We start from the raw sequence: 12,870 nt of genomic DNA on the forward strand, positions 1-12,870 counted from the left end.
TTCAAAAGAAATCTTTTTATTCCTTATACGAAATAAAATCACTATTTTTGCGAAAAGTTTTACTTATAAGTAATAAGCCATGAGGATTCCGGAGTTTTATAAAAGAGAGTTATATCTTGATCGTATCAAGCCATTTGTAAATACGCAGATGATAAAGGTGCTGACAGGACAACGTCGTGTCGGAAAAAGTTTTCTTATATTCCAGTTAATGGACTATATACGTTTGTCATATCCTTCTTCAGACTTTATTTATATCAATAAGGAATTATTCGAGTTTGATGGTTTAAAAGATTATTCTGATCTGGTAAATTATGTAACTCAAAAACGTAATAATCTAAATGATAAATGCTTCCTGTTTATTGATGAAGTGCAGGATATCACAAACTTTGAGAAAGCACTACGGCATTTTTTTGCGGAAGGGGGCTATGATATATATTGCACCGGTAGTAATGCAAACATGCTTTCCGGTGAGTTGGCTACTTATTTAAGTGGCCGTTATATTGAATTCAAAGTATACAGCCTTACTTATAATGAGTTTTTACAGTTCCACAAACTGGAAGATAGTTCTGACTCTTTTACGAAGTTCTATAAATTTGGAGGATTACCCTATCTGATCAATCTCCCTTTCAATGAGCTATTAGTATCGGATTATCTCAGAAGCATTTATGATACGATTATTCTAAAAGATGTAGTAAATAGGTACAGCATCAGAAATGTCAGACAATTGCAAGACTTAACCATATATCTGGCTGATACGATAGGAAATCTGTTTTCTGCAAATAAAATAAGTGAATATCTTAAATCCCAACGTGTTGATTTACCTCCAAAGACAATATTAGAATATCTAACCTATTTAAACAATGCTTATTTTGTAAAAAGATTACGACCAGCTGATATTCAAGGAAAACGCCAGTTCCAAATCGGAGAAAAGTATTATTTTGAAGATTTGGGCATACGCCACGCAATACGTCCTTTCAGACCTAACGATATAGGACAAGTATTGGAGAATATCGTTTGCCATCACCTTCTTGTCAATGGTTATAACCTTTTGGTCGGAAGAGATGGAGATCGAGAAATTGATTTTGTCGGTGAGAAAGATGGTGAAAAAATATACGTTCAGGTAGCCTACTCTGTTATGGACCCAAAAACTCATGAAAGAGAATTCGGAAATCTATTGGCTATTAAAGACAATTATCCCAAAATGGTTATTACAATGGATGAACTGGAGGGTAGTTCTTATGAAGGAATAAAACAAATTCCAATACGGAAGTTTTTACGAGAATTCAAGTAATTTTTTCTATCGATTTATATACAGGAATTAGATATTCCTATCTTTTTTAGGTAGAATTTGAGTATTAGTTTTATAATATCAAATTCTACCTGTTTTTGTATACAAAAATATCAAACACCTGGTAATCAGATGTTTTACAATATATTTGTTTGATAAAAAGAGATTGAATAAGCTTATTATAGCAAAAATAACCGAATTGTTTAGTGTTTATAAACTGTTGTTAATCAACATATTACGATTGACTAAGTTCTGCAAAGACTCTGGTGATTTCGTATGTCGGTATGAAAAGCCAAGAGGTTGTAATTAAGCCAATATTAAAGATTGTATTGGAAAGTGATAACCAACAACTTGATGAAGTGATGGTGGTTGCGTATGGTACTACGAAAAAGGCTTCTTTTACCGGATCTGCTTCTGTTGTCAAATCTGAGGAATTGTCAGCACAAAAAGAGTCTTTTGTAAAATCTTTACAAGGGAAAGTGGCAGGTATTCGTGTCGGAGGATCAACCGGTGATCCTGGTGCTGACCAAAGAATCCAAATCCGTGGTATCAGTTCGATCAGTGCTTCCAGCCAGCCTCTGTATGTCATTGATGGGGTTGCCATTGTAAACAATGATGTGACTTCCGGGTTGAAATCTCAATCCGTATTATCATCCATCAATCCGGATGATATTGAAAACTTAACGGTACTGAAAGATGCCGCTGCTGCTTCTTTGTATGGATCCCGTGCTGCCAACGGTGTAATAATCATTACAACTAAACAGGGTAAACAAGGTAAAACAAAAATTACCTACAATATGGAAACCGGCTGGACCAATATGGCAGTAAAAAATCAATACAACCTGATGAATGCAGCCGAATTAAAAGAATACTATTGGGAAGGCATCAAGAACTATGCAATATTCAGAGGCGGCATGAACGAAGCAGACGCTAATGCTTTTTCTGACGAAAATACGCCTGATTTCTTTTGGAATTATGATTCCGATATTGATACAGATTGGAAAAAAGAAGTATATAGAAACGGCATGATCACAGACCACCAAGTTGCTATTAGCGGTGGTAATGAGAAAACAAAATTCTACACCGGTTTCGGATACAATAAGACGAAAGGTATCGTTGCCGGTAGTGATTTTGAACGTTATAGCGGACGTATCAATATTGACCACCAGGCTTTCGATTGGCTACGCGTTAACGCCCGTCAAATGTTATCATTCACAAATACCAATGGTTTTCGTGACCAAAATGACCAGGAGCAAGGAATGGGAACAAGTTCTCCTCTTTCTATCTTGTATTCTATGGACCCAACAGCTGTAAACAAATTGGAAGACGGTTCATATAATCCGAATGCAGGTTTGAAATCAAATATTTCAAATCCCAACCTGATGTTAGGCGAATCAACTGGTCCTAACGCAGAAACGGTTACTTCTGAAATGTTACGAAGTATGACAAATTTTGAAGCGGAAGTTTCTCTTCCTTATGGAATCTCTGCCAAGACTATCTTTGGTTATGACTATATTGATAATAAGGAACGTGAATTTTGGGCGCCGAGTAGTGTAAATGGGGCTTCTTTGAATGGTTTAGGATACCGAACAGACTATACGAATAAGACAATGACATCCTCTACCACTTTAAATTACAATGGCAACTTCGACAAACACAACATCCGTGCATTGGTTGGTTACGAAATTGAAGACCGTAGTCTGTTGCTGACCGTGGCTTCTGCCAAATCATATTCGACAGACAAACTTCCGGAATTGGCAAACGGACAACCTTATAACGTATCAAGTTCGACATACGGTTCGTCTATCATGTCTGTACTTGCCAATGTAAATTATGATTTCGACAACAAATATTATCTGTCTGGAAGTTTCCGTCGTGACGGTTCTTCTCGCTTAGGAAAGAATAACCGCTGGGCTAACTTTTGGTCTGTTTCTGGTGCATGGCGAATTAGTGGAGAAGACTTTTTGTCTGACAATCCTCTATTCAGTGATTTGAAACTACGTGCCTCTTTTGGTACAAATGGTAACTTACCCAGCGACTATTACGCCAATTTGGCTACTTACTCTTTTGGTGGCGGTTATGGTGATGCCAGTGCTATTTATTGGGGTAGTGCAGGTAACTCTAATCTGGGGTGGGAAAAATCCAAAAACTTCAATATCGGTATTGACTGGAACTTATATAATCGTGTCAATGTGTCTCTTGAATATTATGACAAGACAACAACCGATTTGCTCTTTAGAGTACCGACTTCATATATTACTGGTTTCAGTACTAACTGGCAAAATCTTGGTAAAATCAAAAATAACGGTGTAGAACTTACAATCGGTTCTACCAATATCCAGACAAAAGATTTTACTTGGACTACCGATTTCAACGTAACTAAACAAAATAATAAAATAAAGTCGCTGCCAGAAGGTAATGACATCATGTATGGTGATGGTAACATGTATCTGCTCCGCGAAGGAGAATCTATGCACACATTCTATCTGCCACAGTGGTTAGGTGTTAATCCGGAAACTGGTTTAGGAGAATTCTACATTGATCCTTCATTAAACAGCCGTGATGCGGTAGTAGACGGTCAGGTTGTAAAAGATGGCAATGTGACGAACTATTATACAAAAGCCGGAAATACGATTGTTGGGAAAGCTATTCCGGACTGGATTGGTGGTATGACAAATACGTTTGTCTATAAGAATTTTGATTTATCTTTTATGATTTCATTCCAAACCGGTGCAAGCTTGTTTGATTATCCGGCTTATTTCTTGTCACAGAGTGATGGTATGCGTATCGGAAACTTCAGTGTGTCAAAAGAGGTTGCAGGAAACTATTGGAAAGCTCCTGGTGATGTGGTAGACAACCCGAGACCGATATATAACAACCCATATCGGTCAGACCGTTTCTCTTCACGTACAATTAAATCAACAAACAATATTCGTATGCGTGATATCACATTCGGTTATAAGGTTCCTGTTTCCAAGAAATACATCAATAACCTACGTGTATTCTTTAAAGCCAACAATCCATTCTTGATTTATTGTGCAAGCGATTATATTGATCCGGATGTAGATGTGAATGGTTATCGGCAAGTCGATACACCGCCGACAAGATCATTTATGTTTGGCTTGAACTTTGAATTATAATTAAAAAGAAAGAAATGTATATGAAAAAGATATTATTAATAGGTGCTTTCATCAGTAGTATATTTACATCTTGCAGCGACTTCTTGGAGAAAAACCCATCAACATCTCTACCTGTTGAAGAGGCAATTACTTCATTAGATGATTTTGGCAATGCTGTAAATGGAATTTATTATTTGATGTCGGAAGACCGTATGACATACAGTGCCGATTTTGCGATCTATGCCGATTTGAGAGGTTCGGATTTTAAAGCATTAAGTAATAACAATCAAGCCGGTCCGTTATCTCGTTACACGATTACTCAAAAAGATGATATTCCTGATTGGGCTTATTATTATTTTTACAAAGCAATCGCTAATGTAAATAAGGCTTTAGCTGCTGCCGATGCTTTAGTCGTGGCAGAAGAAGATGAGGCTACATTCAATGATTATAAAGGTCAGTTGTATGCTTGGCGCGCATTACTTCATTTTGATCTGGCTCGTATGTTTTGCCAGATTCCGACAATATCCGATGATATTAATGCAGGTAATACGGGGCTTGTGTTGTCTCTTGAAGTGTATGAACCTGGATATGTTGCTCCACGTACAACATTGAAAGAAACATACGACCAGATTTTGAAAGATTTTGATACGGCTATTCCTTTGTTGACAAAAGAAGCAAACAACGGGCATATCAACTATTGGGCTGCGCTGGCTCTTCGTGCTCGTGCAAATCTTTATTATGGAAACAACGAAGCGGCATTGAAAGATGCAAATGATGTTATCGCTTGTAAAGAATACTCTCTTTATACAATTGATAATTATTTGAAATCATGGGGATTGACTTACACTACCGAATCATTGTTTGAAATGACTATCACTACTAACTATAATGCACAGCGTAATGCTGTTGGTTATTATTGTTCTTCTGATGGTTATGGAGAATGTGCTTTTGAAGAATCCAGCGATTTGTATAAATATTTGATTGCTAATCCTAAAGATATTCGTTCTGGTTTGATCGATAATCAAGAAGAGGGTGCAAACCCTGGAATATATCCAGCCAAATATCCGGGACGTGACAATAATATTTATGTAAACAATCCCAAGATCATACGTTTATCCGAGGTTTACCTGATTGCAGCAGAGGCGGCATTGAAAACCAACGGGGATGCTGTTTCGTATGTAAATACATTGCGTAAAAATCGTATTTCAGATTATGTAGAAGTAAAAAGTGTAACATTGGATGATATATTGTTCGAACGTCGTATTGAATTAATGGCAGAAAATAGTATGTCATTCGATTATTGGAGAAATAAAAAGTCTGTCGTCAATCCATATGTCGGAGAAATCAAATATAATGATTATCGTACAATATTACCGATTCCGCAAGCAGAGATAGACTTAGCTCCTTCTATTTTGATTCAGAATCCGCAATATTAATCCGATAAAGGATTCTCTTTGGATATTATGAATATGATAGAATATACAGAATCGGTTTTTTGAAGATTGAACGGTAAAAATGAATCATAAGTAAATAAAATTACTGGTAACAAATTATAAGAGGCTGTGTCGTAATTATGTTTTACGGTACAGCCTTTCTTTTTACATTCATCTCTCAATCTGTCCGGGGTAATGGTATTGACACTACTACGCTAGCAAGATGACATAGTAGTACTGGCATGATAGCGCAGCTAAGTCTGGGAAAAAGCCGTACGTATTCTTGGAAAAAAACATACGCTTATCTTCCAACGGATAGGCAAGGTATGGCGAACGGATGCCTACCCGTTTCTCATTTCCTGCTTATTCATACAAATTTATGTTTTATGAATTTAGGTGTCATTCTTCATCTTTTGACTCTTACTCTTTGATTATCCTCTGTATAGAGGAGTGGTTCTACCTCTTTTTCTTCAATACTTCACTCACGGCTGTCAACTTGGCTAAAACTGTTTTCTTTAATGGGGATATTGGTAAACGCTACACTTTTTATTTTTTCTTTCAATCATCAAAAAAATAGATTCTTTGTGTTTCACTTTCTGAACAGATTAAGTAAAAAAGTCTTTTTTGTATCCATTTCGGAAAGCTTCTTCTTGTTTTTTGTTTTTTATGATTAGTAAGTCTCTTTTATCTTTGCAGACTCATAGTAGAAATGAGTTATTCGGATCAATTGTTTTTTAAGGCAAGTCTAGGTGGGGATTTTGTCTCTTTGGAACTCCGGTAAATAAGTAATAACAAATTTTTAATTTGTCTTAGACATAAGAAAGAACTAATTATTGTTCCTTCGTGTTTCATTCAGAAAATAAATATATATCATGGAAAAAGTAATTTATAACTTGGTATTTAACCGCAAAAAGCAGTTAAACTCAGAAGGTAAAGCTTTGGTTCAGGTAGAAGCGTACTTGAATAAGCAGAAAAAGTATTTTTCGACAAAGGTCTATGTCAAGCCTTTCCAGTGGGATGCAAAGAGAAAAGCAGTGAAGAACCATCCTAATATGGACTCTTTAAATCAGTATCTGGCTAATTTTATTGCAGAATTAGAACAGCTGGAACTGGAAATTGTACATACCGGTAAGGAATTTTCGTTGAATGATCTGAAAGAGAAACCTGAAGCAGGTCAGACTTCTTTTTCTCTGTTTATGAAAAATGAGATTACTCAAAGTAATCTGAAACCCTCAACGTTGAAGAATCATTTTTCGACATTGCAGGTTCTCTCTTCATTTAAAACGGATGTGAGTTTTAATGATTTGAGTTTTAATTTCCTTTGCGATCTTGAGCATTATATGTTGGTAAATAAATATCACCGGAATACGATTGCCAAACATATGAAGCATTTGAAGCGTTACATCAATCTGGCAATCAATAAAGATCTGTTTGATTTGCATCGCTATCCTTTCCGTAAGTACAAGATCAAGTATATGGAAAGCAAGCGAACTCATCTTACACCGGAAGAATTGGAACAGCTGGAAAGCCTTAACCTGAAAGGCCGCCGTACGCTGCAACGAACATTAGATATGTTCTTGTTCAGTTGCTATACCGGACTTCGTTTTTCGGATATAGTCAGTATCACGAGGGAGAACTTTCTCATTATTGATGATAAGGTTTGGTTGATCTATTCATCTATCAAAACGGATGTTAATGTTCGTTTGCCCTTATTCTTATTGTTTGACGGAAAATCTCTTCCGATTTATGAACGTTATAAGAATAATCCGTGGACCTTGTTCGATATGCCGGCTTCTTCAAATTCGAATGTGAACAAGCAACTCCGTCGAATTTGTAAGATGGCGAATATAGACAAAAAAGTCTCTTTCCATACTGCCCGTCATACGAATGCTACATTATTATTATATAATGGCGCGAATATAACAACAGTGCAGAAGCTTTTAGGGCATAAAAGTGTACGTACGACGGAGATATACAGTAATATTATGGATATGACAGTAGTACGTGATCTTTCGAGTTTGTCAAGTATTAAATGATATTGGATAATGGCATTAGGGAACGTGGGGAGATTATGAGGGATTTTCTGGGTTCTCTAATGTTTTGTTGACAAAATGTTAGCCCGCATGGGGTGTCGCTCCGGTTTTGACTCCCTGAGGCTTTCCTTTTGTTGTAAAATTCTGTTCTCAAACATTTATTTGTAAGTGAATTTTTCAGCAGGTTATACTTTGAAAAGTAAATAAAATATCCGACTTTTGTCTGCATGATGAATCAACCTTTAGCAGAGAGATTACGTCCGAAAACGTTGGATGATTATATCGGACAAAAACACCTTGTAGGGCAAGGAGCCGTGTTAAGGAAAATGATAGATGCAGGTCGCGTCCCTTCCTTTATTCTTTGGGGACCGCCGGGTGTTGGTAAAACAACATTGGCACAGATCATTTCCAATAAGCTGGAGGCTCCTTTCTATGCATTGAGTGCTATTAATTCGGGGGTGAAGGATGTGCGTGATGTGATTGAAAAAGCGAAAAGCAATCGCTTTTTTAATACCGTATCTCCTATATTGTTTATTGATGAAATACATCGTTTCAGCAAATCCCAGCAAGATTCCTTGCTGAATGCAGTGGAAACGGGTGTGGTGACGTTGATTGGAGCTACAACGGAAAACCCTTCTTTCGAAGTGATCCGTCCGCTCTTGTCCAGGTGTCAGGTATATGTACTGAAATCATTGGATAAAAATGATTTGCTTACATTATTAAATAAGGCGATCAAAGAGGACGTCGTACTGAAGGATAAAGATATTGTCCTGAAAGAGACAGATGCCATGCTGCGTTATTCCGGCGGAGATGCCCGGAAGCTGCTCAACATACTGGAGCTGGTTATTTCGGCAGAAGAAACGGATAAGATCGAGATAACGGATCAAAAAGTCGTTGACCGGTTACAGGAAAATCCGGCAGCTTATGATAAAGGCGGAGAGATGCATTATGATATTATTTCAGCTTTTATCAAATCGATCAGGGGAAGCGATCCCGATGGAGCTATTTACTGGCTGGCCCGTATGGTGGCAGGAGGGGAGGACCCTGAGTTTATTGCCCGCCGGTTGGTTATCTCTGCTTCGGAAGATGTAGGATTGGCTAATCCGAATGCGTTATTGCTGGCGAATGCCTGTTTTGATGCCCTGAAGAAGATAGGTTGGCCGGAAGGACGGATTATATTGGCGGAAACTACGGTTTATCTGGCTTGCAGCCCTAAAAGTAATTCGGCTTATATGGCTATAAATGATGCATTGGCATTGGTTGAACGTACGGGAAACCTCCCGGTTCCGCTTCATTTGCGGAATGCTCCGACGACTTTGATGAAGGAGTTGGACTATGGGAAAGAATATAAGTACGCACATGATTATAAAAACAACTTTGTTGAACAGGTCTATTTGCCTAAGGAAGTACAGGATCAGCACTTTTGGAAAGGGCAAAATAATCCGGCTGAGCAAAAACTGGTCGAACATATGAGGAAATTATGGGGAGACCGGTTTTGATTATTGACAATTAATAATTGAAAATTGATGATTAACTGGAATAAAGTTGTCGGATGGGTGGAAAAAGTGGCTTTTTGCTAATAATTTTCACTATTCAGTTTTCAAATTTCAATTAAATTCGTACATTAGCCGCCTGTTTTCGAAAAACACGTTACTTAAATAATATATAACATTAAAAAGAAATTGATATGAAGAAGCACAATTTTTCTGCAGGACCTTCTATTCTGAGCGAATACACGATTAAGAATGCAGCAGCAGCTGTTGAAAATTTCGCAGGTACAGGGTTATCAATTCTTGAAGTATCTCATAGAGGTAAAGAATTTGTTGCAGTAAACGACGAGGCCAGAGCTTTGATCAAAGAGTTACTGGATGTGCCGGCTGGTTACGAGGTTGTATTTCTGGGTGGTGGTGCCAGCATGCAGTTTTGTATGGTTCCTTTCAACTTGTTGAACAAAAAAGCTTCTTATCTGGATACGGGGACATGGGCCTCTAATGCGATCAAGGAAGCTAAATTATTCGGAGAAGTTGATGTTGTAGCTTCTTCAAAAGAGGCTAATTATACTTATATTCCGAAAGGTTATGCAGTCGCAGAAGATTCAGACTATTTCCATTTTACATCTAATAATACGATCTATGGTACGGAGATGCGTTATGATCCCGATCTGAATGTACGTCTGGTATCCGATATGTCTTCTGATATTTTCTCCCGTCCGATCGATATCTCTAAATATGATGTAATTTATGCCGGTGCACAGAAAAATCTGGCTCCTGCTGGTGTAACATTGGCTATTGTCCGTACAGATGCTTTAGGACATGTAGAACGTGCTATTCCTACAATGTTGAATTACAATACACATATCAAGAAGGACTCTATGTTCAACACGCCTCCTGTGTTCCCGATCTTTGCCGCTTTGCAGACATTGAAATGGTATAAGGAGTTAGGTGGTGTTGCTGTTATTGAAAAGATGAATCTTGAAAAAGCAGCTATCCTGTATGATGAAATCGACCGCAACAAATTGTTCAAAGGTACTGCTGCCGTAGAAGACCGTTCTATCATGAACGTTTGTTTCGTAATGAACGATGAATATAAGGAATTGGAAGACGAATTCAATAAATTTGCTTCTGCTGCCGGTATGGTAGGTATCAAAGGTCACCGTTCAGTAGGCGGATTCCGTGCTTCTCTTTATAATGCAATGCCGAAGAGCAGTGTGGAAGCGTTGGTTGCTACAATGAAAGAATTTGAAAAACAGCATTGATTATGACAAAAGTATTAGTTGCTACCGATAAACCTTTCGCTGCGATAGCAGTGAAAGGTATCCGTGAAGTTGTTGAAGGTGCAGGTTATGAACTGGCTCTTCTGGAAAAATACACGGACAAAGCTCAATTGCTGGATGCTGTGAAAGATGCCAATGCGGTGATTATCCGTAGTGATATCATTGATGCTCCGGTGTTGGATGCTGCCAAAGAATTAAAGATTGTGGTTCGTGCCGGTGCCGGTTATGACAATGTGGATCTGGCTGCTGCCACTGCCCACAATGTGTGTGTAATGAATACGCCGGGACAGAATTCCAATGCGGTTGCCGAACTTGTTTTCGGTATGTTGGTCTATGCTGTCAGAAACTTCTATAACGGAACTTCCGGAACAGAATTGATGGGCAAGAAGCTGGGTATCCTGGCTTATGGTAATGTGGGACGTAATGTAGCCCGTATTGCAAAAGGTTTCGGTATGGATGTATATGCTTATGATGCATTCTGTCCGGCAGAAGTGATTGAAAAGGATGGTGTAAAAGCGGTTGCTTCCACTGCCGACCTGTTCAAGACGTGCCAGATCGTATCTCTTCATATCCCGGCTACAGCCGAAACAAAAGGTTCTATCAATTTTGAATTGATGAACTCTATGCCTAAAGGCGCCATCGTAGTAAACACGGCCCGTAAGGAGGTGATCGACGAAGCCGGTCTGGCAAAGATGCTGGAAGAACGTCCTGACTTTAAATATATCACGGATATCAAGCCGGCTATCGATGCAGACCTGGCTGCCAAATATCCGGACCGCTATTTCGGTACACCGAAAAAGATGGGTGCCCAGACTGCTGAGGCCAACATCAATGCCGGTATTGCTGCTGCAAAACAAATCGTCGATTTCTTGCAGAACGGTAACGAAAAGTTTAGAGTCAATAAATAAATCTACTACCATGGCAAAAATAAAACCTTTCAAGGGTATCCGTCCTCCGAAAGATTTAATAAAAGATGTCGCATCACGTCCTTATGATGTGTTGAACTCTGAAGAAGCACGTGAAGAAGCGAAAGGCAACGAAAAGTCTTTATACCATATCATCAAGCCGGAAATAGATTTCCCGGTGGGAACAGACGAACATGATCCGGCCGTTTACGAAAAGGCTGCCGAGAACTTTCAGATGTTCCAGGATAAAGGTTGGTTGGTTCAGGATCAGAAAGAACAATATTATGTGTATGCACAAACTATGAATGGACATACACAATACGGCCTGGTCGTATGCGCTTATGTGGATGATTATCTGAAAGGCAACATCAAGAAGCACGAGTTGACACGCCGTGATAAGGAAGAGGATCGTATGAAGCATGTTCGTGTGAACAATGCCAATATCGAACCGGTATTTTTTGCTTATCCTGACAATGCCGAACTGGATGCTATCGTAAAGAAATATACGGCTAATGCACCGGAATATGACTTCGTGGCTGAATTGGACGGTTTCGGTCATACTTTCTGGATTATCGATGAAGAGAAAGATATTGCCCGTATCACCGAACTATTCGAAGAAATGCCTTCATTATATATAGCGGACGGTCACCACCGTTCGGCAGCGGCAGCTTTGGTAGGAGCGGAGAAGGCTAAACAAAACCCGAACCATCGCGGGGATGAAGAGTATAACTTCTTTATGGCTGTCTGCTTCCCGGCTAATCAGTTGACGATTATCGACTATAACCGTGTTGTAAAAGACCTGAATGGACTGACGGAGGAAGAGTTCCTCTCCAAAGTGGCAACGAACTTTACCGTAGAAGAAAAAGGTACGGATATATATAAACCAACGGGACTGCATAACTTCTCCCTCTACCTGAATGGTAAGTGGTATTCATTGACAGCTAAACCTGGTACGTACAACGATAATGACCCTATCGGTGTACTAGATGTGACGATCTCTTCCAACCTGATCCTGGACGAAGTTTTGGGTATTAAAGACCTGCGTTCAGACAAACGTATAGACTTCGTCGGAGGTATCCGTGGATTGGGAGAATTGAAACGCCGTGTAGACAGTGGCGAAATGAAAGTGGCATTAGCTCTATATCCTGTAACAATGAAACAGTTGATGGATATAGCCGATACCGGAAATATCATGCCTCCTAAGACAACCTGGTTTGAACCTAAATTGCGGTCAGGACTGGTTATTCATAAATTGGTATGATAACGATCTATTGAAAAGCCCCGGAACTTTTGCTCTGGGGCTTTTTTGATAGGTTTGT

At 38.8% G+C, this 12,870-nt stretch carries 8 protein-coding genes; all 8 read left to right on the forward strand.

Annotated features, from left to right (window positions below; all coding sequences use genetic code 11):
- Nucleotides 1-79: 79 nt before the first annotated feature.
- The 8 genes from K6V26_RS04665 to K6V26_RS04700 all read left to right on the forward strand — a co-directional run bounded on the left by K6V26_RS04665 (nt 80) and on the right by K6V26_RS04700 (nt 12,812).
- The gene (locus K6V26_RS04665; protein ID WP_224264715.1) at nt 80-1,291 is read left to right on the forward strand and encodes an ATP-binding protein; all 1,212 of its coding nucleotides are present in this window, start codon (nt 80-82) and stop codon (nt 1,289-1,291) included.
- A gap of 281 nt (nt 1,292-1,572) precedes the next feature.
- Complete coding sequence (locus K6V26_RS04670; RefSeq protein ID WP_262905164.1) at nt 1,573-4,428, forward strand: SusC/RagA family TonB-linked outer membrane protein; 2,856 nt, start codon at nt 1,573-1,575, stop codon at nt 4,426-4,428.
- Between the two features lie 20 nt (nt 4,429-4,448).
- Nucleotides 4,449-5,843, forward strand: a complete 1,395-nt coding sequence (locus K6V26_RS04675) for a RagB/SusD family nutrient uptake outer membrane protein (RefSeq protein WP_044245754.1) — start codon at nt 4,449-4,451, stop codon at nt 5,841-5,843.
- A gap of 869 nt (nt 5,844-6,712) precedes the next feature.
- Nucleotides 6,713-7,876 (forward strand): site-specific integrase, encoded by a 1,164-nt coding sequence (locus K6V26_RS04680; protein ID WP_048315984.1) that lies wholly within the window; start codon nt 6,713-6,715, stop codon nt 7,874-7,876.
- Between the two features lie 224 nt (nt 7,877-8,100).
- Nucleotides 8,101-9,372 carry a replication-associated recombination protein A gene (locus K6V26_RS04685; protein WP_048315981.1) on the forward strand — a complete coding sequence of 424 codons (1,272 nt, stop codon included), beginning with the start codon at nt 8,101-8,103 and terminating at the stop codon, nt 9,370-9,372.
- A 188-nt stretch (nt 9,373-9,560) separates the two neighbouring features.
- Nucleotides 9,561-10,628 carry a 3-phosphoserine/phosphohydroxythreonine transaminase gene (serC, locus tag K6V26_RS04690; protein WP_224264716.1) on the forward strand — a complete coding sequence of 356 codons (1,068 nt, stop codon included), beginning with the start codon at nt 9,561-9,563 and terminating at the stop codon, nt 10,626-10,628.
- Nucleotides 10,629-10,630: 2 nt separating this feature from the next.
- Nucleotides 10,631-11,554 carry an NAD(P)-dependent oxidoreductase gene (locus K6V26_RS04695; RefSeq protein ID WP_010799991.1) on the forward strand — a complete coding sequence of 308 codons (924 nt, stop codon included), beginning with the start codon at nt 10,631-10,633 and terminating at the stop codon, nt 11,552-11,554.
- A gap of 10 nt (nt 11,555-11,564) precedes the next feature.
- Nucleotides 11,565-12,812: a DUF1015 domain-containing protein gene (locus K6V26_RS04700; RefSeq protein ID WP_046146666.1), complete on the forward strand. Its 1,248-nt coding sequence runs from the start codon at nt 11,565-11,567 to the stop codon at nt 12,810-12,812.
- The last annotated feature ends 58 nt before the right edge of the window (nt 12,813-12,870 follow it).

This window comes from Parabacteroides goldsteinii (assembly GCF_020091425.1).
In the GTDB taxonomy this organism is placed as follows: Bacteria; Bacteroidota; Bacteroidia; order Bacteroidales; family Tannerellaceae; genus Parabacteroides; species Parabacteroides goldsteinii.

Bases quoted from the DNA above. Each gene is read 5' to 3' on its own strand.
- K6V26_RS04665 (WP_224264715.1), top strand. From the start codon at position 80: ATGAGGATTCCGGAGTTTTATAAAAGAGAGTTATATCTTGATCGTATC.
- K6V26_RS04700 (WP_046146666.1), top strand. From the start codon at position 11,565: ATGGCAAAAATAAAACCTTTCAAGGGTATCCGTCCTCCGAAAGATTTA.
- serC (WP_224264716.1), top strand. From the start codon at position 9,561: ATGAAGAAGCACAATTTTTCTGCAGGACCTTCTATTCTGAGCGAATAC.
- K6V26_RS04685 (WP_048315981.1), top strand. From the start codon at position 8,101: ATGATGAATCAACCTTTAGCAGAGAGATTACGTCCGAAAACGTTGGAT.
- K6V26_RS04675 (WP_044245754.1), top strand. From the start codon at position 4,449: ATGAAAAAGATATTATTAATAGGTGCTTTCATCAGTAGTATATTTACA.
- K6V26_RS04695 (WP_010799991.1), top strand. From the start codon at position 10,631: ATGACAAAAGTATTAGTTGCTACCGATAAACCTTTCGCTGCGATAGCA.
- K6V26_RS04680 (WP_048315984.1), top strand. From the start codon at position 6,713: ATGGAAAAAGTAATTTATAACTTGGTATTTAACCGCAAAAAGCAGTTA.
- K6V26_RS04670 (WP_262905164.1), top strand. From the start codon at position 1,573: ATGAAAAGCCAAGAGGTTGTAATTAAGCCAATATTAAAGATTGTATTG.